The 23,933-nt window shown below is 64.4% G+C and carries 22 protein-coding genes, 1 tRNA gene and 1 pseudogene; 19 read left to right on the top strand and 5 right to left on the bottom strand.

The window, feature by feature from the left end; translation table 11 throughout:
• Window position 1 precedes the first annotated feature (1 nt).
• The 7 genes from IVB31_RS12285 (at window position 2) to IVB31_RS12255 (ending at window position 6,913) form a co-directional block, all read left to right on the top strand.
• Window positions 2–985, top strand: a complete 984-nt coding sequence (locus IVB31_RS12285; protein WP_247322318.1) for an ABC transporter ATP-binding protein — start codon at window positions 2–4, stop codon at window positions 983–985.
• On the top strand, window positions 982–1,974 hold the full coding sequence (locus IVB31_RS12280; RefSeq protein ID WP_247322315.1) for an ABC transporter ATP-binding protein: 993 nt from the start codon (window positions 982–984) through the stop codon (window positions 1,972–1,974). Before IVB31_RS12285 ends, IVB31_RS12280 begins: the two co-directional genes overlap by 4 nt.
• Window positions 1,974–2,903, top strand: a complete 930-nt coding sequence (locus IVB31_RS12275; protein WP_247322313.1) for an ABC transporter permease — start codon at window positions 1,974–1,976, stop codon at window positions 2,901–2,903. Before IVB31_RS12280 ends, IVB31_RS12275 begins: the two co-directional genes overlap by 1 nt.
• On the top strand, window positions 2,900–3,823 hold the full coding sequence (locus tag IVB31_RS12270; protein ID WP_247322312.1) for an ABC transporter permease: 924 nt from the start codon (window positions 2,900–2,902) through the stop codon (window positions 3,821–3,823). Before IVB31_RS12275 ends, IVB31_RS12270 begins: the two co-directional genes overlap by 4 nt.
• A gap of 328 nt (window positions 3,824–4,151) precedes the next feature.
• Entirely contained in the window at window positions 4,152–6,002 is a 1,851-nt protein-coding gene (gene ilvD, locus IVB31_RS12265) for a dihydroxy-acid dehydratase (protein WP_247322310.1), read from the top strand.
• Window positions 6,003–6,224: 222 nt separating this feature from the next.
• On the top strand, window positions 6,225–6,548 hold the full coding sequence (locus IVB31_RS12260; RefSeq protein WP_247322308.1) for a hypothetical protein: 324 nt from the start codon (window positions 6,225–6,227) through the stop codon (window positions 6,546–6,548).
• A gap of 275 nt (window positions 6,549–6,823) precedes the next feature.
• A tRNA-Ser gene (locus IVB31_RS12255) sits at window positions 6,824–6,913 on the top strand.
• Window positions 6,914–7,569: 656 nt separating this feature from the next.
• Here the strand turns inward: IVB31_RS12255 and IVB31_RS12250 are convergent.
• From IVB31_RS12250 to fixL, 4 genes are all read right to left on the bottom strand, one after another.
• The gene (locus tag IVB31_RS12250; protein WP_247322661.1) at window positions 7,570–8,268 is read right to left on the bottom strand and encodes a helix-turn-helix domain-containing protein; all 699 of its coding nucleotides are present in this window, start codon (window positions 8,266–8,268) and stop codon (window positions 7,570–7,572) included.
• Window positions 8,269–8,352: 84 nt separating this feature from the next.
• Window positions 8,353–8,820 (bottom strand): response regulator, encoded by a 468-nt coding sequence (locus tag IVB31_RS12245; RefSeq protein WP_247322306.1) that lies wholly within the window; start codon window positions 8,818–8,820, stop codon window positions 8,353–8,355.
• A 43-nt stretch (window positions 8,821–8,863) separates the two neighbouring features.
• The gene (gene fixJ, locus IVB31_RS12240; protein ID WP_247322304.1) at window positions 8,864–9,481 is read right to left on the bottom strand and encodes a response regulator FixJ; all 618 of its coding nucleotides are present in this window, start codon (window positions 9,479–9,481) and stop codon (window positions 8,864–8,866) included.
• Between the two features lie 3 nt (window positions 9,482–9,484).
• Window positions 9,485–11,002, bottom strand: coding sequence for a sensor protein FixL (gene fixL, locus IVB31_RS12235; RefSeq protein ID WP_247322302.1), 1,518 nt, complete (start codon window positions 11,000–11,002; stop codon window positions 9,485–9,487).
• 209 nt (window positions 11,003–11,211) lie between these two features.
• Here fixL and IVB31_RS12230 point away from each other — a divergent pair, with 209 nt between their 5' ends.
• From IVB31_RS12230 to IVB31_RS12180, 11 genes and pseudogenes are all read left to right on the top strand, one after another.
• Complete coding sequence (locus tag IVB31_RS12230) at window positions 11,212–12,045, top strand: universal stress protein (RefSeq protein WP_247322299.1); 834 nt, start codon at window positions 11,212–11,214, stop codon at window positions 12,043–12,045.
• Window positions 12,046–12,083: 38 nt separating this feature from the next.
• Window positions 12,084–12,509: a CBS domain-containing protein gene (locus tag IVB31_RS12225; RefSeq protein ID WP_247322297.1), complete on the top strand. Its 426-nt coding sequence runs from the start codon at window positions 12,084–12,086 to the stop codon at window positions 12,507–12,509.
• Between the two features lie 281 nt (window positions 12,510–12,790).
• The gene (gene ccoN / locus IVB31_RS12220) at window positions 12,791–14,440 is read left to right on the top strand and encodes a cytochrome-c oxidase, cbb3-type subunit I (RefSeq protein ID WP_247322295.1); all 1,650 of its coding nucleotides are present in this window, start codon (window positions 12,791–12,793) and stop codon (window positions 14,438–14,440) included.
• 10 nt (window positions 14,441–14,450) lie between these two features.
• Window positions 14,451–15,185, top strand: coding sequence for a cytochrome-c oxidase, cbb3-type subunit II (gene ccoO / locus IVB31_RS12215; RefSeq protein ID WP_247322293.1), 735 nt, complete (start codon window positions 14,451–14,453; stop codon window positions 15,183–15,185).
• A 13-nt stretch (window positions 15,186–15,198) separates the two neighbouring features.
• A complete protein-coding gene (locus IVB31_RS12210; protein WP_247322291.1) occupies window positions 15,199–15,363 on the top strand; it encodes a cbb3-type cytochrome c oxidase subunit 3 in 165 nt (54 codons plus the stop codon).
• Between the two features lie 6 nt (window positions 15,364–15,369).
• Window positions 15,370–16,242, top strand: coding sequence for a cytochrome-c oxidase, cbb3-type subunit III (gene ccoP / locus IVB31_RS12205; protein ID WP_247322287.1), 873 nt, complete (start codon window positions 15,370–15,372; stop codon window positions 16,240–16,242).
• A 110-nt stretch (window positions 16,243–16,352) separates the two neighbouring features.
• Window positions 16,353–17,816: a cytochrome c oxidase accessory protein CcoG gene (gene ccoG, locus IVB31_RS12200; protein ID WP_247322283.1), complete on the top strand. Its 1,464-nt coding sequence runs from the start codon at window positions 16,353–16,355 to the stop codon at window positions 17,814–17,816.
• Between the two features lie 15 nt (window positions 17,817–17,831).
• Window positions 17,832–18,317: a FixH family protein gene (locus IVB31_RS12195; protein WP_247322281.1), complete on the top strand. Its 486-nt coding sequence runs from the start codon at window positions 17,832–17,834 to the stop codon at window positions 18,315–18,317.
• 9 nt (window positions 18,318–18,326) lie between these two features.
• Window positions 18,327–20,516 (top strand): cation-translocating P-type ATPase, encoded by a 2,190-nt coding sequence (locus IVB31_RS12190; protein ID WP_247322278.1) that lies wholly within the window; start codon window positions 18,327–18,329, stop codon window positions 20,514–20,516.
• A pseudogene (ccoS, locus tag IVB31_RS12185) lies at window positions 20,516–20,653 on the top strand (cbb3-type cytochrome oxidase assembly protein CcoS); the annotation flags it as partial. The gene IVB31_RS12190 and the pseudogene ccoS, both read left to right, overlap by 1 nt.
• Window positions 20,654–21,064: 411 nt before the next feature.
• Entirely contained in the window at window positions 21,065–21,724 is a 660-nt protein-coding gene (locus IVB31_RS12180) for a hypothetical protein (protein ID WP_247322275.1), read from the top strand.
• A gap of 187 nt (window positions 21,725–21,911) precedes the next feature.
• Here IVB31_RS12180 and IVB31_RS12175 read toward each other — a convergent pair whose 3' ends face one another.
• The gene (locus tag IVB31_RS12175; protein WP_247322273.1) at window positions 21,912–22,847 is read right to left on the bottom strand and encodes a LysR family transcriptional regulator; all 936 of its coding nucleotides are present in this window, start codon (window positions 22,845–22,847) and stop codon (window positions 21,912–21,914) included.
• A 98-nt stretch (window positions 22,848–22,945) separates the two neighbouring features.
• Here IVB31_RS12175 and IVB31_RS12170 point away from each other — a divergent pair, with 98 nt between their 5' ends.
• Window positions 22,946–23,926 carry a tripartite tricarboxylate transporter substrate binding protein gene (locus IVB31_RS12170; protein WP_247322270.1) on the top strand — a complete coding sequence of 327 codons (981 nt, stop codon included), beginning with the start codon at window positions 22,946–22,948 and terminating at the stop codon, window positions 23,924–23,926.
• Window positions 23,927–23,933 lie beyond the last annotated feature (7 nt).

Below are 23,933 nucleotides of genomic sequence, written 5' to 3'. Positions count from 1 at the left end.
GGTGATGCCGCTGGTCAGCATCCGGGACCTGAGCGTCGCCTTCAACGGCGTGCCCGTGTTGCGCGGCGTCGCTCTCAGCTTGCAGAAGGGCGAGGCCCTCGGCCTCGTCGGCGAATCCGGCTCCGGCAAGTCGGTGACGTGGCTCGCTGCGCTGGGCCTGTTGCCAAGGCACGCGAAGATCTCTGGCTCGGTGCTGCTTGACGGGCGTGAAATCCTCGCCGCGCCGGCTTCCGAGCTCGACCATGTCAGGGGCGGGCGCGTCGCCATGATTTTTCAGGACCCCGCGAGCGCGCTCAATCCGGTGCTGAGCATCCGCAAGCAGCTCTGCGAGGCGCTGGCGTTGCATCGCGATCTCACGGGCGACGCGGTGAAGGCGGAAGCGCGGCGGCTGCTCGATCTCGTCGGCATTCCCGATGCGGCGCGGCGGCTGTCCGCCTATCCGCATGAATTCTCCGGCGGTCAGGTTCAGCGCATCATGATCGCGATGGCGCTCGCCGGGAATCCCGACCTGTTGATCGCGGACGAGCCGACCACCGCGCTGGACGCGACCATTCAGGCGCAGATCCTGGAGCTGCTCTCTTCGATCCGCCGCGAGACGGGCATGGCGATGGTGCTGATCAGCCACGATCTCGGGGTCGTCGCGGAAAACTGCGACCGCGTTGCCGTGATGTATGCCGGCCGCATCGTCGAGGAGGCGCCGGCCCACCAGCTGTTCGCCGATCCCGTCCATCCCTATGCGCAGGGCCTGATCGGCGCGCTGCCGCCACTCGACGGGCCGAGGCGTCGCCTGACCGCTATTCCCGGAACGGTGCCCGATCCCGCCAGCATGCCTGATGGATGCGCCTTCGCGCCGCGTTGCGAGCTGGCGGCGGAGCCGTGCCGTCTCGCGACCCCGACGCTGGCGCCTATCGCGGACGACCGCTCCGTCGCGTGCATCCGCGCCGAGGCTTCGCGCCGCGCGCTGCTTGGGATCGCCGCCGAATGAACAGTCCGCTCGTCGAGGTGTCCTCGATTTCGCGCAGCTACAGCATGCGCTCCGGAATGTTTGGCCGCAGCACCGCCGTTCATGCGGTCGATGGCGTGTCGCTGATGATTCCCAGGGGCGAAACGCTGGGCCTCGTCGGCGAGTCCGGCTCGGGAAAGTCGACCACCGGCCGTATCGTGCTCGGCCTCGAGCCACCTGACAGCGGCGAGGTGCGGTTCGACGGCAAGCCGATGGCCACGCTCGCAACGCCTGCATGGCGTGCGCAACGCGCGCGCATGCAGATGATCTTTCAGGACCCGCTGGGGGCGCTGGACCGGCGGTTGCCGGTCGCAGCCCAAATCCGCGAACCCCTGGACATTCACGGTCTCGGTACGCCCCCCGAGCGCGAGGACCGTGTCCGCGAATTGCTGCGCGCGGTCGAGCTGTCACCCGCGCATGGCGGGCGCTATCCGGGCGCGCTCTCCGGCGGACAGCGCCAGCGCATCGTGCTGGCGCGGGCGCTGGCGACCAAACCCGATTTCCTCGTCTGCGACGAGCCGGTCAGCGCGCTTGACGTCTCGATCCAGGCGCAGGTGGTGAATTTGCTCAGCGATCTCCAGGCCCAGCTCGGATTGACGCTTCTGTTCATCAGCCACGATTTGCGCGTTGTCCGCCAGATCAGCAACGTGGTCGCCGTGATGTATCTCGGCCGCATCGTCGAGATCGGCGGCGCCGATGATCTATTCGCGCGGCCCGAACATCCCTATACGCAGGCGCTGGTCTCGGCGTCGCCGGCACCTGGCCGCCGCAGCGCCGGCCGCATCGTGCTGGCGGGCGATCCGCCGAACCCGGCTGCGCGGCCCCAGGGATGCGCCTTTCATCCGCGTTGCCCGGGCGCGATCGCGCGCTGTGCGACGGAGACACCGATCCTCTCAGCTGTGGGAAGTAATAGACAGGTTGCCTGCCACCTCGTGACTGGGCCGCAGGCCGAGACGCGGGACGCGGCGTGATGGGGCGCTATTTCGCCATTCGGATCGGACGCGCGGCCCTGACGATCGTGCTCGTCGTCACCTTTGCCTTCGTGGTGCTGCGTCTCTCCGGCGATCCCGCGCTGATGATTTTGGGACCGGAAGCGCCGCCGGAAGTCCTCGCCGCCTTCCGCAAGGCCTGGGGCCTCGATGATCCCATCTGGTTTCAGTATCTCGATTACTTCGGCGCCATCGCCAAGGGCGAACTCGGCCGCTCCATGCGTGACGGGCGGCCTGCGATCGAGCTGGTGCTGGAGCGAATCCCGGCAACGCTGGCGCTGACCTTGCCGGCCTTCGCGTTCAAGGTCGCACTCGGCATTCCCGCCGGGATCTATGCGGCCCTGCACCGGGGTTCGGGAATCGATCGGGCCGTGATGATGACGGCGGTGGCCGGCTTCACCGTGCCGAGCTTCGTCCTTGCGCTGCTGCTTGTGCTGGTTTTCGCCGTGCAGCTCGGCTGGCTGCCGTCGGGCGGGCAGGACAGCTGGCGTCACGCCATCCTGCCCATCGTGACCCTCAGCCTCGGCGGCGCCGCGGTGCTGGCGCGCTTCACCCGCAGCGCCATGCTCGAGGTGCTGGGCCAGCCCTATATCCGCACCGCCTCGGCCAAGGGCGTGCCCTGGCGAAAAGTCGTGACGTCGCACGCGCTGCCGAACGCGGCGATCCCGACCGTCACCATTTTGGGCTTCATGGTGGGCACGCTGATTGCGGGTGCGGTCGTGGTCGAGAGCGTGTTTGCCTGGCCGGGAGTAGGGCGCCTGCTTGTGGTCGCCGTCGCCAACCGCGACCTCGCCGTCGTGCAATGCATTTTGCTGCTGGTCGCGATGACCATGGTCACGTCCAATCTGGTTGTCGATTTCCTCTACGGCTTCCTCGACCCGCGCCTGCGCGCCAAAGGAGCGCATGCATGACCGACGCAACGCTGAAGGACGCCAAAGCGTTTTCAAGCGAAGTGGATTCCGGTTCGCGTAAAGAAAACGCGTTAAAACTAGAATCTAGCGCCCGCCGCCGCATCAGCTTTCCGGCCGTTCCGGTCTCGGTCGTGCTCGCGATGACGTGGATCGTCGCGATGCTGGTGATCGCGGCCTTCGCCGAGAAGATCGCGCCCTACGCCTTCACCCAACTTGATCTGCGCAACCGGCTGTCGGCGCCCGGCAATGTCGCGCATTGGCTCGGCACCGACGAGCTCGGCCGGGACGTGCTTTCAAGGCTGCTCGTCTCCATCCGCATCTCGCTCCTGATCGCGTTCGGCGCGACCGCGATCTCAGCCATCGTCGGCACTACGCTCGGCTTCCTCGCCGCGCATTTTCGCGGGTTCGTCGAGCAATTCGTGCTGATGCTGTCCGATTTTCAGGCCAGCATGCCCTTCCTGATCATGGCGCTCGCGGTGCTCGCCTTCTTCGGCAACTCGCTGCCGCTGCTGATCGGCCTGATGGGATTTTTTGGCTGGGAGCGATATGCCCGCATTGCGCGCGGGCTTGCCATCTCCGCCAATGCGCAGGGCTACGCGGCTGCGGTCCGCCAGCTCGGCGCGAGCCCGGCGCGGATTTATCTGCGCCACATCCTCCCCAACATTGCCTCGACGCTGATCGTCTCGACCACGCTGGTCTTCCCCGAGGTGATCCTGATGGAATCAGGCCTGTCCTTCCTCGGCCTCGGCGTGCAGCCGCCGATGACCAGCCTCGGCAACATGGTCGGCTACGGCCGCGAGTATCTGACCCGGGCGCCCTGGATCATGCTGGCGCCGGCGGCCACGATCGTCGTGACCACGCTGGCGGTGTCCGTGATCGGCGACTGGCTGCGCGACCGCCTCGATCCGACCCTGCAATAGGCCCTCAGATCTCGTGTCCCGGACAAGCGCGCCCTGAGCGCGCGGCGATCCGGGACCGATGTCGCCTCAACTTCTGGAGCTCGGTTCTGCAGCGCCATAGCGTGTCGAAGACGCGCGTAAACGCGCTTATGGCACGCTGCGCTGCGTGCGGGGAACGCTCGCGATAGACCGCGCCGGGAGCAGGGGAGGCCTGCGCAGGGCCGATCCGGCCCTGTCAGACCCAAGTTCCCGTTGCACGCGCCCATTCCGTGCGCTATCCGGCCACAAAGGCCTGAGGCGGCTTCGCAATTTTGCCGCCCGACCCGCCAAACCGAGGACGGAAACCGCCATGCCAGCCTATCGCTCCCGTACCACCACCCACGGCCGCAACATGGCGGGCGCTCGCGGCCTCTGGCGCGCGACGGGCATGAAGGACGGCGATTTTGGCAAGCCGATCATCGCGGTCGTCAATTCCTTCACCCAGTTCGTGCCCGGCCACGTCCATCTCAAGGACCTCGGCCAGCTCGTCGCACGCGAGATCGAGCAGGCCGGCGGCGTCGCCAAGGAATTCAACACCATCGCGGTCGACGACGGCATCGCCATGGGCCATGACGGCATGCTCTACAGCCTGCCGTCGCGCGAGCTGATCGCCGACAGCGTCGAGTACATGGTCAACGCCCATTGCGCCGACGGCATGGTCTGCATCTCCAACTGCGACAAGATCACGCCCGGCATGCTGATGGCCGCGTTGCGGCTCAACATCCCCGCGGTATTCGTCTCGGGCGGGCCGATGGAGGCCGGCAAGGTGACGCTGCAGGGCAAGACCAAGGCCGTCGACCTCATCGATGCCATGGTCGCGGCCGCCGACTCCAAGGTCAGCGACGAGGACGTCAAGGTGATCGAGCGCTCGGCGTGCCCGACCTGCGGCTCTTGCTCGGGCATGTTCACCGCCAATTCGATGAACTGCCTGACCGAGGCGCTCGGCCTGGCGCTGCCCGGCAATGGCACCGTGGTCGCAACCCACGCCGACCGCAAGCGCCTGTTCGTCGAGGCCGGCCACACCATCGTCGATATCGTGCGACGGCACTATGAGCAGGACGATGCGAGCGTGCTGCCGCGCAATGTCGCGAACTTCAAGGCGTTCGAGAACGCGATGACGCTGGATATCGCCATGGGCGGCTCCACCAACACCGTGCTGCATCTGCTCGCGGCCGCCCATGAAGGGCAGGTCGCCTTCACCATGCAGGACATCGATCGCCTCTCGCGCCGCGTGCCCGTGCTGTGCAAGGTCGCGCCTTCGGTCGCCGACGTCCATGTCGAGGACGTGCATCGCGCCGGCGGCATCATGGGCATCCTGGGTGAGCTCGACCGCGCCGGCCTGATCGACACGTCGGTCTCGACCGTGCATGCGCCGACCATGCACGACGCGCTGGAGCGCTGGGACATCAAGCGCTCGAAGAGCGAGTCCGTCCGCACCTTCTTCCGCGCCTCGCCCGGCGGCATCCCCACCCAGGTCGCCTTCAGCCAGGAGCGCCGCTACGACGAGCTCGATGCCGATCGCGAGAAGGGCGTCGTGCGCAATCTCGAGCACGCCTTCAGCAAGGACGGTGGGCTTGCCGTGCTCTACGGCAACCTCGCGCAGGACGGCTGCATCGTGAAGACCGCCGGCGTCGACGCCTCGATCCTGAAGTTCTCCGGCCCGGCGCGCGTGTTCGAAAGCCAGGACGCGGCGGTGGAAGGCATCTTGGGCGGCAAGGTCGTCGCCGGCGAGATCGTCGTCATCATCTACGAAGGCCCGCGCGGCGGCCCCGGCATGCAGGAGATGCTGTATCCGACGAGCTATCTGAAATCGATGGGCCTCGGCAAAGCCTGTGCGCTCGTCACCGACGGTCGCTTCTCCGGCGGCTCGTCCGGCCTGTCGATCGGCCATCTGTCGCCGGAAGCGGCCGAAGGCGGCAACATCGGTCTGGTGCGGACCGGCGACCGCATCGCCATCGACATCCCGAACCGCAGCATCAGCCTGGAGGTCTCCGACGAGGAGCTTGCCAATCGTCGCGCCGCGGAAGAGGCCAAGGGCGATGCAGCCTGGCAGCCCGCTGCGCGCAAGCGCAACGTCTCGACCGCGCTGCAGGCTTACGCCGCGCTCACCACCAGCGCCGCACGCGGTGCGGTGCGCGAGGTGAAGCGTCGCGGGAAGTGAGCGCTGCTGCGTCCGCACCACGCGCGCATGGTCAACAAGTTCTGAACGGCCGGCGAAAGCCGGCCGTTCGCATTAAGGATGCCCCGACGAACTTCGGCAAGGCAAGGTTTTGCGGCGTATACTGCTTGCGACCTTCGCAAATCCATTTCGGGCAACTGGGGCACCATCACAATGTCTCGTACTCTTGCTGTCGTTTTCTCGACCGCCGTCGCTGCGATTTCCATGACGAGTGCTGCCTCCGCCGGCTGCTACAATTGCTACACGCCGCCGCCGTGCACGACCTGCTACCAGCAGCAATATGTGCAGCCGCAATACCGCACCGTCGACGAGACCGTGATGGTTTCGCCGGGCGCCGTCGTGGCGCACCGCGCGCCCGCGCAGTACCGCACCGTGATGGTGCCGCAGACCGTGATGGTGGCGCCGCCGTCCGTCCAGTACGAACGCATCCCGCCGCAATACGCCACGCGCCAGCGCACCGAGATGGTCCAGCCGGGCTATTCCTATTACGCCCCGGTGCAGATGGGCTGCGCGTCCTGCGGGTATTGAGCCAACGCAGCTTGAACAATTCCATGCGGCGCTCCTCACGGGGCGCCGTTTTGCTATTGAGGGTAGCAAGCGAGGCCCCGGACGGAGGTGACTCCAGACGGGGCCTCGCAACCGGCGACGCCCTGGCGATGTCGTCAGTGTCGGCTGAGGCGTCCAAGCTAAGGGGAACAGGCTGACGCTCGCCTGACAGATCGGGTGCCGGGGAAGGGGGGCGGGCGCCAACTACGCGTTGCCTTGGGCCGTCGACTGCGTTAAGCGACAGCCATTCCGGGCTTGGAAGGGTGGCCGAGTGGTTTAAGGCACCGGTCTTGAAAACCGGCGTACCTGCAAGGGTACCGTGGGTTCGAATCCCACCCCTTCCGCCACCTCATTGTTTTTAATCCATTTTTACCCCTGCTTAGTAAAATTTTCCGCCGGCTTTATTGTCGCGTTCGCGGTGCGTCCTTTTTCCGTTCTACGCCCGTAGCTTAGTCACGTTTCCGGCGACTGCGATCTGCTCGTCGTGAAGCTGCTGTCGATACATCGCATCGCGCAGGTTCTGTGCGCCACGCGCCAACAGTAACTGGCTGGCCTGCGCACGGCAGGTCTGCACCTACTTCATCGTGGAGTGCCCGAGCACGGCGGCGATCTGAGGATCGGATGCGCCAGCATGCGCAAGCTCGATACCGCAGAGATGTCGCAGGCCGTGCGGCGAGCAGAAGCGAGGCTTGGCCCTTGCTGTCGGTGGTCCGGAAGCCGAGGCCGCGTGTCGTTGCGATCATCTCGCCGGTGATGGTGCGAGCGCGTCGAACTCGGTCGCCGCGATCTTTGATGACTTGCAGCGGAAGGGCATCATCGGTCCATCGAGTTGAGAGTTGAGCATCATGAAGACCTCCGTTTGCTTGGGTTACTGCCGATGATGGCCGCAGCCCTGTCGGCATGCGCCTCTCAAACCGCTCCGCCGTCAGTGGGCGCGGGCGCGCCTGCAGGGAACCGCTTTGGTCTCGGTCAAACGCAGTTTGCTCCATTTGGTCAGTCAGACTCAGACATGCATATCGAGCAGGCTCTGGCGGTTGCGTAATACGATCTGGCGGGCGCCGGAGAAGCCGAGAATGCCGTGAGCCTGAAGCTGCGATAGCGCACGCGACACGGTCTCCAGCGTGAGGCCAAGATAGTCGCCAATATCGCGGCGGCACATCGGCAGCGCCATCATGCCGGCGACCGCGAGGCGGCGGTCCATTTCGAGCAGGAAAGTCGCGACGCGCTCCATGGCAGTTTTGCGGCCCAGAAGCAGCATGTGGTCCTCGGCATGGCGCAGTTCGGAAGCCGTTATGGCCCAGAGCTTGCGAGCGACCAGGACATCGGCGCCTGCGGCCTGCTCGAGGCTCGCGCGCTTCACCAGGCGCACGGTGGTATCGATGATGGCTTCAGCTGCCAGACGGTGAGTGGGGCCGGATTCGAGGCCGAATACGTCGCCGGCAAGGTGGAAGGCGCCGATCTGGCGGCGGCCGTCGGAGAGAAGCTTGTAGCTCCGCACCGCGCCCGAGACGACCTGATAGACGTACTCAGACGGTTCGTCCTCGCCGTAGATCTCTTCCTCCTTGCAGTAGGAAAACTCGGTCGCGACCAGGCCAACATGGCCGGCGATCGCACCGAACCGGTCGGCGACGGGATGGGCAGGGGCGATCTTGCCACCGATTTGGGTATTGATCGGCTGGGTGTTGAGCGTCTGGGTCAGCATCTGCGCCATCTCCGTTGTGATGGCGCATTGCTACGCGGTATCGGGGGCTTCGAAAATTTCGGGCGATATCCTAAGGAGGCCTACCTAGGTAGAATCCCGTATGTCAGTTGCCGCGCCGTCCCGGATGGCGCGGCGGATGCGCTTGACCAGATTTTCATCCAGAAGCGGCTTCTCAACCACATCCTTGACGCCTGCCGCGGCTGCGCGAGCAATAATATTGCCGTCAGGGTAACCGGTCATCAAGATCACCGGAGTGTCGCCGTAGGATCGACGGAGGCGGCCGGCCAACTCAATGCCGTCAATGGCGGGCATCTTGTAGTCGATCACATAACAGTCCGCACCGGTCGCACCGGTCGCGCTGGTCGCGCTGGTCGCGCTGGTCGCGTTGAGGAGCGCCGTGGCATTTCTGAAGGTCCGCACGGCGAAGCCGTCAGTTTCCAACAGGAATCGCAGGGATACCAGCACGGCGTCGTCATCATCGACCACGTAGACAGTAGGCTTAGCGGGTGACGACATTGGAAGCCGCTCATGGTCCGTGCTGAACTCAATCATGGCGCCTGGTTAGCACATGGCGGGGAAAGCGGCTTGACCTGCCTCAATCCTCAAGCATGCCGGCGCGCATCGCGAGCCGGACCAGCTCCGAGAGGCTGTTGGCCTGCATCTTGGTCATGACGTTGGCCCGGTACACCTCGATTGTCCGCGGGCTGATGTCGTATTCGCGGGCGATCAGCTTGTTGGAGAGGCCCGATATCAAGCCTTCCATCACCTGACGTTCGCGCGGGCTCAAGGAGGCGACGCGGGCGGCGACGTCCTGTGCGATGGCATCGTTCTTGGCGGCCGGCACGGCCTCGCGAATCGCCAGTTCGATCATGCCGGTGAGACGATCGTCCTCGAACGGTTTTTCCAGGAAGTCGACCGCGCCGAGCTTCATCGCCTCGACCGCGAGCGGTACGTCGCCATGACCGGTCATGATCAGGATCGGAAATGGGCTGTGCTCAGCTTTCATCCGCTTCAGAAGCTCGATCCCGTCGAGGCCCGGCATGCGCACGTCGGAGACGACGCAGCCGAAGGCGAGGCCGGGCAGGGCGTCAATGAAGCTCTGCGCGTTGTCGTACAGCGTGACGCCGAAGCCGGCGGCATCCAGCAGGAAGTTCAACGAGTCCCGCATCGCGGCGTCATCGTCGATGACGTAGACATGTCCCTTGGTCGTCATCGGTTAGTTCTCGTCGGTTGCCGGCAAGGTGAAGCGGAAGGTCGCGCCGCCCGATTCGTTGCTCTCGGCCCACATGCGGCCGCCGTGAGCTTCGATGATCGAGCGGCTGATGGACAGTCCCACGCCCATGCCGGTTTCCTTGGTCGTGAAGAAAGTTTGAAACAGATTGGGCACGACGTCGTCCTGGAAACCGGAGCCGGTGTCGGACACCTCGACCTCGATCATGTCGTCCGCCATGCGGGTGTTGGCGACGACGAGCTCGCGCCGCGGCGACTGTGCCATCGCCTCCAGCGCATTGCGGAACAGATTGACCAGCACCTGCTGGATCTGCACCCGGTCGGCGAGCACGAGATCGGCGTTGGGATCGAGGCTGAAGCGGAGCTGCACGTTCTGTTCGCGCGCGCCGGCAAGCCCGAGCGCACCGGCCTCCTCGATCAGCTTGGACAGGCTCTCGACCCGCTTCTCGGACTCGCCGCGGGAGACGAAGTCGCGCAGGCGCCGGATGATCTGGCCGGCGCGCACGGCCTGCTCCGAGGCGCGGTCCAGCGCACTTTCGATCTTTTGCGTGTTCGGATCGGTGCTGCCGGCAAGCAGCCGCTGCGACCCCTTCATGTAATTGCTGATCGCCGCCAGCGGCTGGTTGATCTCGTGGGCGAGCGCGGAGGCCATTTCACCCATCGCGGTCAGCCGCGAGACATGGACGAGCTCGGACTGCAATTCCTGGAGGCGGGCCTGGGTCTGCTGGTGCTCGGTGAGGTCACGGACGAAGCCGGTGAAATAGGGCTCGCCGCCGGACAGCATCTCGCCGATCGACAGATGCATCGGAAAAGTCGTGCCGTCGCGGCGCTTGCCGGTCACGATGCGGCCGATGCCGATGATGTGCGGAACGCTGGTGGTGCGATAGCGCGCAATGTAGCTGTCGTGGCGGGTGCGGTCCGGCTCCGGCATCAGGATGCGGACGTTCTGGCCGATCGCCTCCTGCTCCGACCAGCCGAACAGGCGCTCGGCCGCCGTGCTGAACAGCTGCATGATGCCGCGACCGTCGATGACGATCATGGCGTCCGGAATGGTGTGCAGGATGGAGCGGAGATGAGTCTCGCGAGTGCGCAGGGCTTCCTCGACCTGCTTCTCCGCGTCGATGTCGAGAAAGATGCCGCTGAGATGACGGGCGAGCCCGGCCTCGTCCCGAATGAGCCCGGCGCGGGCGCGGATCCACTGCCCGTTGCCGGAGGCGGCTGCGACCCGGAAGGACAGGTCGAAGGCGCCCCCGCCGTCGGACACGCGCCTGATTGCGCTCTCCACACGCTCGCGATCCCTGGGCTCGAGGCGTGACATGAACAGGTCGTAGCTCGGTGGTTGATCCTGTTCGATACCGAGCAGGCTCCTGGCGGTATCCGACCAGTCCAATTCCTGCGTCGTGAGGTCGAGATCCCAGGTGCCGACGCCGAATCCTTCGATCCGAACCCGGAAATGCTCACCCCGACCGTCGTCCGGCGGATGCGTTACACGGGTCGGCGACACGCGATGACTCCCATTATCCTGCGGCTTGCCGGTGCCGCGAACATGGCGGCAATTTCGCCCAAGGCCGGGCCGGAGGCAAGTTCGGATGTCTGATTCCATTGGTGGATGTCTTACGGGTCCGGTACCCGGCGATTTGATCTATCTCATCCTCCCCCGCGCCGGGATGGCTAGATTTCGCGCCAGTTCATGGCGCTCTTGGAGAATCCCCGATGACATACGCGACCGTGATGGTCTGCCTGGCGCTCGACCAGTCCAATGAGGCGCGCCTTCAGGTCGCGGGCGAACTCGCCGAGCGATTCGAGGCGGCTATCGTCGGGGTTGCCGCGGCACAGTTTGCGCCGCCGCTCTATTTCACCGACGGCACCCAGGCGCAAGTGCTGATCGACGAGGGTGAAGCTTCCGTCAAGCGGCGGCTTGCCGATCTCGAGGCACAATTTCGCGCCGCCATGAAGACGCGCGGCGGACACGCCGAGTGGCGCAGCGCCATGGATTTCCCGGCGCGATTCGTTTTGGCGCAGGCGCGCTGCGCCGACATCATCGTCAGCGGCGGGCCGAGCCCGGCTTTCTCCGACGCGTTCGCGCTCGCAAGCCCCAAGGACCTGGTGATGCAGGCCGGCCGTCCGCTTCTCGTCGTCCCCGACCGGACCAACTGGCTCGACCTGCGCAGTGTCATGGTGGCGTGGAAAGACACGCCGGAGGCACGGCGGGCGGTGGCCGCCGCGCTGCCGATGCTGCGCAAGGCGAGAGACGTCACCATTGTCGAAATCCTGGAGCGCGATGACGATCGTCCGGCCGCGATGGCCGGCGTTACCGACGTTGCGGCCTGGCTCGCCCGTCACGGCGTCACCGCGGTTCCGCGCGTCCCGGAGTCCGTGGAAGGCGAAACCGCTGCCGCGCAACTGGAGAAAATCGCCGGTAGGGCTGGCGCCGGCCTGATCGTTGCGGGCGCCTATGGTCATTCGCGGTTTCGCGAACTGATCCTGGGAGGCGTCACCCAGCATCTGGTCGCGCAATCCGCTCTCAGCGTGCTGCTGTCGCACTGAGGGCCGGCCGGCGAAAAGCTATTCGAGGAGGGCGCGCCATGTACAAATTTCTTGAACAGACCGTCGATGGCTACATGACGCGTAGCGTGAGGACGGTGCGGCGCGATCACGATCTGCTCGAGCTCAGCACGATGTTCGAAACCGACGATTTCAATTCCTACCCCGTCGAGGATGACGGGCAAGTCGTCGGGATCGTCACCAAATTCGACATCCTGAAATGCTTCGCCTTCACGCCGAGCCAGATTCTGCCGCGCTATCGGGACCTGATGAGCCGCAAGATCCGCGACGTCATGACGCCCGAGTTCATCTATGTCAGCCCCGACACGCGGCTGACGCGCGTGCTCCAAATTATGGTCGAGCATCGCATCAGAAGCATCATCGTGCTCGACGGCGCCGAGAAGCTGGTCGGAATCATCACCCGCGAGGACGTCGTCGCCGCGCTCAAGGCGACGGCAAGGGACTGACGCCGCGATGTCTTCCCGTCTCCCCTTGTGGGCGAAGGTGGCGCCAAGCGCCGGACGAGGGGTCTCTCTCCGCGGAGAGACTTTCGATACGGAACCAACCCCTCGCCCAAGCGGGTTTGCGGTGCCGTCGTCGCCGCCCTTTCCCGCAACGGCAGAGGGCAATTCAACTGGCTGTGCATCTGATCCGCATTAACAGAAATCCATCCATCTTGATTTCAATCAATTCCCCGCGCGGGTGGATGTGGTTTCTGGCTCCGTGTTCTTTCAAAAGAGAATCCGCGATGCACCAGCCCTCCATCTCCAAGTCGATGACATCAGGTGAAGCCGGCCTTGCTGTCGGATTCGCAGTCACCGCCTTCTTCTGCGCGATCGCCTCGGCCAAGGCGCTCGATGCGCCCTTCGCCTTTCATGCCGCACTCAGCGCGGCGGCGAGCCTGGCCGCGGTGTTCGTCATCATCAACCGTTACTACGACCGTCCGGCGGCGCTGCCGCCGGCGGAGATCGACGGCCGCGCCAACTACAATCTGGGCCCGATCAAGTTCACCTGCTTCATGGCGATGTTCTGGGGCATCGCGGGCTTCCTCGTCGGCCTGATCATCGCGTCGCAGCTGGCCTGGCCGGCGCTGAACTTCGACTTGCCCTGGACCAGCTTCGGCCGCTTGCGGCCGCTGCACACCTCCGCCGTGATCTTCGCCTTTGGCGGCAATGTGCTCATCGGCACGTCCTTCTACGTCCTGCAGAAGTCCTGCCGCGTGCGTCTTGTGGGCGATCTCGCGCCCTGGTTCGTCGTGCTCGGCTACAACTATTTCATCCTCATCGCGGGCACGGGCTATCTGCTCGGCGTCACCCAGTCCAAGGAATATGCCGAGCCGGAATGGTACGCCGATCTCTGGCTGACTATCGTCTGGGTCACCTATCTGATCGTCTTCCTTGGCACCGTCATCAAGCGCAAGGAGCCGCACATCTTCGTCGCGAACTGGTTCTATCTCGCCTTCATCGTGACGATCGCGGTCCTGCATCTCGGCAACAACCCCGCGCTGCCCGTGTCGTTCTTCGGCTCCAAATCCTACATCGCCTGGGGCGGCATCCAGGACGCCATGTTCCAGTGGTGGTATGGCCATAACGCGGTCGGCTTCTTCCTGACCGCCGGCTTCCTCGCCATCATGTACTACTTCATTCCAAAGCGCGCCGAGCGGCCGATTTATTCCTACCGGCTTTCGATCATTCACTTCTGGGCGCTGATCTTCCTCTACATCTGGGCGGGCCCGCACCATCTGCACTACACGGCGCTGCCGGACTGGACGCAGACGCTCGGCATGACCTTCTCGATCATGCTGTGGATGCCCTCCTGGGGCGGCATGATCAACGGCCTGATGACGCTGTCGGGCGCCTGGGACAAGCTGCGCACCGATCCCGTGCTGCGCATGCTCGTGGTCTCCGTCGCCTTCTACGGCATGTCGACCTTCGAAGGCCCGATGATGTCGATCAAGGTGGTCAATTCGCTTAGCCACTACACCGACTGGACCATCGGTCACGTGCATTCCGGCGCGCTCGGCTGGGTCGGCTTCGTCTCCTTCGGCGCGCTGTACTGCCTGGTCCCGTGGATCTGGAATCGCAAGGAGCTCTATAGCGTCAAGCTCGTCAACTGGCACTTCTGGATCGCCACCCTCGGCATCGTTCTCTACATCTCGGCGATGTGGGTGTCCGGCATCCTCCAGGGCCTGATGTGGCGCGCCTACACCTCGCTCGGCTTCCTGGAATATTCCTTCATCGAGACCGTCGAGGCGATGCATCCCTTCTACGTCATCCGTGCCGCCGGCGGCGCGCTGTTCCTGATCGGCGCTTTGATCATGGCCTATAATCTCTGGATGACCGTTCGCGTCGGCGAGCAGGAAGTCCAGATGCCCGTCGCTCTTCAGCCGGCGGAATGAGGAGCATCCCATGTCGTTCTGGACACGCCACCAAATCTTCGAAAAGAATTCGATCATCCTGGTGGCCGGCATTTTGCTGGTGATTGCGATCGGCGGGCTCGTCGAGATCACGCCGCTGTTCTACCTCAAGAGCACGATCGAGGTGGTCGACGGCATCAGGCCCTACACGCCGCTGGAGCTCGCAGGCCGCAACATCTATGTCCGCGAAGGCTGCTATCTCTGCCATTCGCAGATGATCCGCCCCTTGCGCGACGAGGTCGAGCGCTACGGCCACTTCTCGCTCGCCGCCGAGAGCATGTACGACCATCCGTTCCAGTGGGGCTCGAAGCGCACCGGTCCTGACCTTGCCCGCGTCGGCGCCAAATATTCCGACGACTGGCACGTCACTCATCTGACCAATCCGCGCGCGATCGTGCCGCAATCGGTGATGCCGGGCTATCCCTTTCTCAGCTCGACCGAGGTCGATCCGGACACGATCGCAGACCACATGCGCACGCTGCGGACCGTCGGCACGCCCTACACCGACGACCAGATCGCCAATGCGGGCGCCGACATGAAGGCCCAGGCCGATCCTGACAATGCCGGCTCGGACGCTTTCACCAAGCGCTACGCCAAGGCCGTGGTGCGCAACTTCGACGGCAAGGCCGGCGCGCCGACCGAGATGGACGCGCTGATCGCCTATCTGCAGATGCTCGGCACGCTGGTCGACTTCAAGATCTACAACGAGAAAGCCAATCTTCGCTGAGAAGGCACCAACGATGAAAGCCATCCTGACACTCGACAATCTTGCGTCCGCTCTCGTGACCACGATCTGGACGCCGGTGTTCATCGCGATCTTTCTCGCGATCATCGCCTACGCGTTCTGGCCCCGGAACAAGGTCGGGTTCGACGAAGCGGCCAGCCTGCCCTTGCGGGAGGAGTGAGACATCATGACCGATCATAGTGAAATCGACTCCGTCACCGGCAGGGCCACGACCGGACATGAATGGGACGGCATCAAGGAGCTCAACACGCCGCTGCCGCGCTGGTGGGTGATTACGTTCTACCTCACGATCGTCTGGGCGATCGGCTACTGGATCGTCTATCCGGCCTGGCCGCTGATCTCGGGCAATACGCGCGGCGTGATGGGTTACTCCTCGCGCGCCGACGTCGCGGTCGAGCTTGCCAATCTCGACAAGATACGGGGTGACAAGATGGTGGTGCTGGGCGCGGCCTCGCTCGCCGACATCGAGGAGAATCCGGCCTTGCTGGCGCTCGCGCGCGCCAAGGGCAAGACGGTATTCGGCGACAATTGCGCGCCGTGCCACGGCTCCGGCGCTGCCGGCGCGAAGGGCTATCCAAACCTGAATGACGACGATTGGCTGTGGGGCGGCACGCTCGACCAGATCATGCAAACGATCCAGTTCGGCGCACGCTCCGGCCATGCCAAGACGCATGAGGGCCAGATGCTCGCTTTCGGCAAGGACGGCGTGCTGAAGCCGGATGAGATCGTCACGGTGGCCAATTATGTGCGCTCACTGTCGGGCCTCCCGACCCGAAAGGGTTTTGACGCCACCAAGGGCGAGAAGATTTTTGCCGACAATTGCGTCGCCTGCCACGGCGACGGCGGCAAGGGCAACCAGGAGCTCGGCGCGCCCAATTTGACCGACAAGATCTGGCTCTACGGCTCGGACGAGGCGGTCCTGATCGAAACCATCAGCAATGGCCGCGCTGGCGTCATGCCGGCCTGGGACGGGCGGCTCGATCCCTCGACCATCAAGGCGCTGGCCGTCTACGTCCACTCGTTGGGCGGTGGAAAATAGCCAAAGATCAACAAGCGGGGGCGAACAAAACTGCCTCCGCTTGAGCTGGATCAATCGACGCGGCCGAGCCGGGTCTAGATTTAATCGCACCTTTCGAGACATTCCAGGCGATGAACAAGCCCGTGAATCCGAACGAACTCACATCGGACGACGACGGGCCGCTTTATGTGGCCCAAAAGAAGGTGTATCCCCAGAGCGTCTCCGGCACCTTCCGCCGGATCAAATGGGGCCTGATGGCGTTCTGCCTCGGCGTCTATTACTTCCTGCCCTTCGTGCGCTGGAATCGCGGCCTTGGCGCCCCCAGCCAGGCGGTGCTGATCGATCTTCCGAACAGCCGCTTCTACTTCTTCTTCATCGAGCTGTGGCCGCAGGAGGTCTATTACTTCACCGGCCTTTTGATCGTGGCCGCGGTGGCGCTGTTCCTGATGAACTCGGTCGGCGGCCGCATCTGGTGCGGCTATCTTTGCCCGCAGACGGTCTGGACGGATCTGTTCTACGCCGTCGAGCGCTTCGTTGAAGGCGACCGCCGCGAGCGCATGCGCAAGGACAAGTCGGGCGGCACGCTGACGCTCAGGCGTGTCTCCGAGATCGCACTCAAGCATTCGATCTGGCTGATGATCGCGTGGTGGACCGGCGGCGCCTGGGTGCTCTATTTCAACGACGCCCCGACCCTGGTGAAGGAGCTCCTGACCTTCCAGGCGCCGATGATCGCCTATATCTGGATCGGCATCCTGACGGCGACGACTTATGTGCTCGCCGGCTTCATGCGCGAGCAGGTCTGCACCTATATGTGCCCGTGGCCGCGGATCCAGGCCGCGCTCACCGACGAATGGGCGCTCAACGTCACCTACCGCTACGACCGCGGCGAGAAGCGCACCTCGGTGAAAAAGGCCGCCGAGCTGCGCGCGCTCGGCGAGCAGGTCGGCGACTGCGTCGACTGCTACCAATGCGTTGCGGTCTGCCCGACCGGCATCGACATCCGCAACGGGCCGCAGCTCGAATGCATCCAGTGCGGGCTCTGCATCGACGCCTGCGACAACGTCATGACCAGGATCGGCCGGCCGAAGCGGCTGATCGGCTACGATAACGACATCAACATCCAGCGCCGCCAGGAGGGCAGGGCTCCGGTCTATCGCATCGTCCGGGCCCGCACCGTCGCCTACAGCGCGATCATCGCGGCGGTCGGCGGCATCATGCTCTACGTGCTCGCGACGCGTACTCTGCTCGACGTCAACGTGCTGCACGACCGCAACCCGCTCGCAGTCAGGCTCAGCGACGGCTCGATCCGCAACGCCTACACGGTGCGGCTGCTCAACAAGAGCGGCTACGACCGCGTCGTCGCGATCGACGCAGACGGGCCGATCAATTCCACGATCCACGTCGTCGGTACCGATTCGGTGACGCCGGACCGGCCGATGATCGTGATCCCGCGCGACTCCACCAGCGAGCTGCGATTGCTCGTCACCGCGCCGGCCGACGGCAATCCGGAGAAGTCGGTCCCGGTCCGCTTCCACGTCACCGATATCGGGCTCGGCGAAGTCGCCAGCGCCACCGACAATTTCGTCGCGCCGTAAGATCAGGAGACCGCCATGGCATCCAAGCCGCTGACCGGCCCAAAAGTGTTCCTGATGCTGGTCGCCTTCTTTGGCGTCGTCATCAGCGTCAACGTCACCATGATGAAGCTCGCGATCGCGACGCTGCCCGGCACCGACGTCGACAGCCCCTATGCCGCGGGCCTCACCTACGACCGCGAGATATCGGCGGCGCAGGATCAGGCCGGGCGCAAATGGCGGGTCAACGCCCATATCGAGCGCCGCACCGATGGCGGCGCCACGCTCCAGGTCGAGGCACGCGATGCAAATGGTCAGCCGGTGACCGGATTGAAATTCGGCGGCCGCCTGGAGCGGCCGACCGACAAGCGCGCTGACCTTGCGGTCGAGCTTGCGGAGGCCGGTATGGGTATCTATCGCGGCAATGCCGCGTCCGTCGCGCCCGGCCAGTGGGATCTCGTCATCGAGGGCGATGCGAAGGGCGAGCGCCTGTTCCTGTCGCGCAACCGCGTGATCCTGAACTGAGGCCTCGCCATGCAGGTGACCCGCGATTTCTCTCACTACGTCCGCGCCGCGGGCGCGGGCCTGCAGCACGTCGATCTCGCGGTCGAGGGCGTTCACTGCGCCGGCTGCATGGCCAAGATCGAGCGCGGGCTTTCCGCCATACCTGACGTCACGCTGGCGCGCGTGAACCTCACCGACCGGCGCGTCGCGTTGGAGTGGAAAGAAGGCACGCTCGATCCCACCAGTTTCATCGATCGCCTCGCAGAGCTCGGCTACAAGGCCTATCCATACGAGACCAAGAGCGCGGAGGCGACCGAGGTCGCGGAATCGCGCTTCCTGCTGCGCTGCCTCGGCGTTGCTGCCTTCGCCACCATGAACGTGATGATGCTGTCGATCCCGGTCTGGTCGGGCAATGTCTCGGACATGCTGCCCGAGCAGCGCGACTTTTTCCACTGGCTGTCGGCGCTGATCGCGCTGCCGGCGGCGGCCTATGCCGGCCAACCGTTCTTCCGCTCGGCTTGGCGCGCGCTGTCGAACAAGACCACGAACATGGACGTGCCGATCTCGATCGGCGTGTGTCTTGCGTTGGGCATGTCCGTGGTCGAGATCATCAACCACGCCGAGCACGCCTATTTCGACGCGGCGATCATGCTGCTCACCTTCCTGCTGGTCGGTCGCTTCCTCGACCAGAACATGCGGCGGCGGACCCGCGCAGTCGCCGGCAATCTCGCCGCGCTCAAGGCAGAGACCGCGGCGAAATTCGTCGGGCCCGACGAAATCTCGCAGGTGCCGCTCGCCGCGATCCATCCCGGCGACATCGTGCTCTTGCGACCGGGCGAGCGCTGCGCGGTCGACGGCGCCGTGATCGAGGGACGCTCCGAGATCGACCAGAGCCTGATCACCGGCGAGACGCTCTACGTCACGGCGGAGCAGGGGACGCCGGTCTATGCGGGTTCCATGAACATCTCCGGCACGCTAAGGGTGCGGGTCTCGGCCGCCGCGGAGGCGACGCTGCTCGCCGAGATCACGCGGCTCCTGGACAATGCGCTCCAGGCACGCTCGCGCTACATGCGGCTGTCTGACCGCGCCTCACGGCTCTATGCGCCGGTGGTGCATGCGACGGCACTTCTCACGATCTTCGGCTGGGTCATCGCCGGCGCAAGCTGGCATGATGCGATTGTCACCGGCGTTGCTGTGCTCATCATCACCTGTCCCTGCGCGCTCGGCCTTGCCATTCCGACCGTGCAGACGATCGCCTCGGGCAGGATGTTCAAATCCGGCGTGCTGCTCAATTCCGGCGATGCGATTGAACGCCTGGCCGAAGTCGACCATGTCATCTTCGACAAGACCGGCACGCTGACGCTGCCCGATCTCGACGTGACGAATGCTGCAGACATTCCCACCGACATCTTCCAGCTTGCCGGCCGGCTCGCGCTGTCGAGCCATCACCCTGTGGCGGCAGCAGTAGCTCGGGCAGCCGGAGCAAACTCGCCGATCGTCGGCGTGGTCGAGGAGGCCGGGCAGGGCGTCCGCGCTGTGGTGGATGGGGTCGAAATCCGTCTCGGCCGACCGTCCTTCTGCGGCGCCGAGGCATTGATCCGCAGCGCGATGCTCGATCCCGAAGCCTCCATCGTGGTCTTCGGCAAGGGGGCCGAAAAATTCATCCTCTCGGTGCGCCAGGGTCTGCGCCCGGACGCGCAGGCCGTGATCGCGGCGCTGAGGGCGCGCAACATCGGCATCGAGATCCTCTCCGGCGACCGCGAACCCGCGGTGATTGCGGCAGCTTACGCGCTCGGCATTGCCGAATGGCGCGCCGGTGTGACGCCGGCCGACAAGATCGCGCGGATCGAGGAGCTGAAGCGGCGCGGCGTGAAAGTTCTGATGGTCGGCGACGGCATGAACGATGCGCCATCGCTGGCGGCGGCCCATGTCTCGATGTCGCCGATCTCCGCGGCGCATCTGAGCCAGGCGACCGCCGATCTCGTCTTCCTCGGCCGGCCGCTGGCGCCGGTCGTCACGGCCATCGATTCCGCGCGCAAGGCGCTGCGTCTGATGCGGCAAAACCTCTGGCTTGCGATCGGTTACAATGTCTTGGCCGTGCCGGTCGCGATCGGCGGCGTCGTGACACCTCTGATCGCCGCGGCAGCCATGAGCGGATCGTCGATCCTCGTCATGCTGAATTCGGTGCGGGCGCGCAGCGCGTCACGGGAGATTTCATGATGGAGATCCTGGTCATCCTGGTCCCACTCGCGCTGGCGCTCGGACTTGCAGGCCTCATCGCATTCCTGTGGTCGCTTAAAAGTGGCCAATATGAGGATCTCGAGGGTGCCGCCTGGCGGGCGATCGCCGATGATGACGCGGGGCCGGCAGCGGCGCGCCAGCCCGAGAGCAAGCGCGGGCTCGTAAGCGCCCTCCAGCAGATCGTCGTTGAGGTTGATCTGGCCCAAAGCAGCGGCCCTTGCCGCGACGATACTGGGACCACTCAAACGCGTCTCGCGACCAAACGCTCGTTGTCCGCGGACGACAAGGTGCGGATGAACTGGCAAGGCTGCTCAAGGCGCTCGGCGTCGACAAGATGATTGTTGCGCGCAAGGAGCTGGGTAGCGGAATTTCGCCTTGTGACCCACAACGGACGTCGGCCGACATCTCATATCGCAGTGGCAATATCGGTTTCAGCGCGCGAACGAAGGGCGGGAACACCTTTTCGCTCGTTGACTGTACGAAATCTGCTAGACTCTGCGTGGACGCATATTTCGCGAGAGGCGGCAATGCGGATTTTGTTATGGGCTATCTTGGCTGTGATGGCGCTGCCAACATTCGCGTTCGCAGCCGAGCATGAAATGGGGACTCGCTGCAGGCCGATCAGCGAGCGCGTTGGCGCCGATCCCGGATGCTGGATCATTGCAAACCAGCCGGTTGGAAACCTAACCAAACCGGAGACATTCTGGCACCTCGACACTTATCCTACCCGGGCCCTTGCGGAAGGGGCAAAGGGCGCGCATGGGGCCGTTGTCGAATCCCTGGGTAAACACTGGCTGCTCAGTATCGAAGATGCTGGATGGCGCGGGCCTGCGGGCGGACAACGCATTGCCGAGATCGGACCGCTCCCGGTTCAGACGGGTCAGGCCTATACCGCGCAGTACATGGAAGCGGTGTTTAACCCCGGCATGACCGCGCCCGCCCATGTGCATTCGGGTCCGGAAGCTTGGTATACGGTGACCGGAGAAACCTGCCTCGAGACGCCTGACGGAATTCAGGTTGGCCGCGCAGGCGGTCAATTCGTCATCGTCCCGGGCGGTCCCCCGATGCATCTGACTGCGACGGGGAAGGAGCAGCGGCAAGCGTTAGTCCTCATCCTTCATGACTCGACTAAGCCTGCGACGACATTGGTCAGCGACTGGACCCCAAAGGGCTTGTGCAAGAACTAAAGTCACTGTCATCGGATGACGTCTCGACTTCTTTTCGTGGCACGAAACGGACCAACCGACCCGGGCGTTTGATGTCTGTTGATCGGGGCAAAACGGAAGTCGCGTTTTGGGGGCAGTCAGGGCAGCTTTTAAAGCCGACGTTGTCGCCGCGAGCCAAGTTGATCGGCTCCTGCCCCTTAGCGGATCTTTAAGTCGTGCCGATCTTTTCGGGTTCGCCGCGAAAATTCCGTGCTGCTCGACGCACCAGGCTCACGAAGTTGCGAACCACCGGCGACGGTTCGCCGCGGCGCGATGCGAGGTTCAGGACGGCTTTCGGTTGAGCGTTACCTTTGAGCCGCCGGTACGCGATGCCATCCATCGTCATACGCTGCATGCACGCCGGAACCAGCGAAATCCCTAGCCCGACGGCAACCAGGCTCAGGGCCGACGTAATTCGGGGCGCTTCCTGGCCAAGGCGCGGGCTGAACCCCGCCTTGAGGCAGGCGGCCATCGTCGCCTCATAAAACGCGGGCCCGAGTTGACGCGCGTAGACGATGAATGTTTCGTTGGCGAGGTCCTTCAATGAAAGAGCCCCGCCGGCGCGATCGCTCTGCGCCAGCGCGTGATCGCTCGGCAACGCGACCACCATCGGTTCTACCAGCAATGGATTGACGACGAGGCTCTGTGGTTCGACGGGTGCGCGCAGAAACGCAACGTCCATCCGTTCATCGCGCAGGCGTTCGAGCGCCTCCTTCCCGAGGCACTCGTCGAGCGTTAGCAACACGAGCGGGAAGGCCGCGCGAAACGCCCGAACTGCGCCTGGCACGAAGGGATGAAACGGGGTGGTCGGCACCACGCCCACGCAGAGGCGGCCCTGCTCGCCCCGCGCAGCACTGCGTGTGGCTTCGAATGCGCCATCGTATTGCGCAAGGGTCGCGCGCGCTCGATCGAGGAATACCCGCCCCGCTTCGGTCAGTTCGACCCCGCGCGCCTTGCGCCGAAACAGCTGAACATCGAGCTCGGTTTCGATCGCCTTAATCCGCTGACTAAGCGGTGGCTGCTGCATACCGAGCCGCTCGGCTGCCCGCGTGATGTGTCCCTCTTCGGCGACGACGACGAAGTGCCTAAGATGCCGCAGCTCCATTGCCATATCCATTTCAATATGATTTTTGCCCGATCCATATAATAGCTCAACTACTGTGCAAGCGATAGACAGGCCTTTGTCCGACTGAGGAGATGGTCATGACGCTGTTGCGCCGGCAATTTCTGCAACTGACGGCAGGCTCGATCGTCGCGCCCGCGCTGTCGTCCTTGGCGCTTGCGCAGACCTACCCGGCCCGGCCGGTGCGCCTGCTGGTGCCGTATGCGCCCGCCGGCCCAGCCGACATCCTCGCCCGCCTTGCCGCTCAGAAGCTCTCCGAACAGCTCGGAAACCAGTTCTATGTCGAGAATGTCGGCGGCGCCGGCGGCAATATCGGAATGGGTCAAGGCGCGAGAGCCGTGGCCGATGGTTATACCGTTCTCGTCGTGCCGCCGAACATCGTCGTCAATCCCGCGATGTACGACAAGGTGCCGTACGATCCCTACAAGGATTTTGAGCCGGTGACGGTGGCAGTGAGTGCGCCCACGGTGGTGACAATCCATCCTTCGGTCGCGGCCAGGACTCTGAGCGAGCTGGTCGCGCTTATCAAGGCGGGCGGAACGAAATACAGCTTTGCGTCACCCGGCACCGGCACGCCGCCACATCTCATCGGCGAGTTGTTTCGACTGTCGTTGGGGCTCGACCTTGTGCATGTCCCTTTCAACAGTGCGGGCCAGGCGGTCGGCTCGACGTTGGCGGGTCACACTCCGATCGCGTTCACGTCTTTACCGCCCGCAGTACCGCAAATCCATGAAGGAAAACTACGTGCGCTCGCCGTCACCAGCAAGACGCGATCGCCGGCACTGCCTGAAGTGCCGGACACGGCCGAAGCCGGATATCCGGAGATTCAGGGCGAGGGTTGGTTTGCGTTTGTCGTTCCGGCTGGGACGCCCAAGGAGGTCATCGCGCTGCTCAATCGCGAGATCATTCGCGCCATGGCTCTCCCCGACATCAAAGAGAAAATGGCAGCGCTCGGGTTCACGGTGGTCGGTAGCACTCCGGAGGAATCCGCGACGCTGTTTCGTGCCGAAAGCGTGAAATGGTCCAAGGTCATCCGCGAGGCAGCCATCAAGACAAACTGACGCGATC

This window comes from Bradyrhizobium sp. 21 (genome assembly GCF_023073335.1).
Classification (GTDB): domain Bacteria; phylum Pseudomonadota; class Alphaproteobacteria; order Rhizobiales; family Xanthobacteraceae; genus Bradyrhizobium.
The sequence above is the reverse complement of the archived record's forward strand: the minus strand, read 5'-3'. Positions and strand labels throughout refer to the sequence as shown.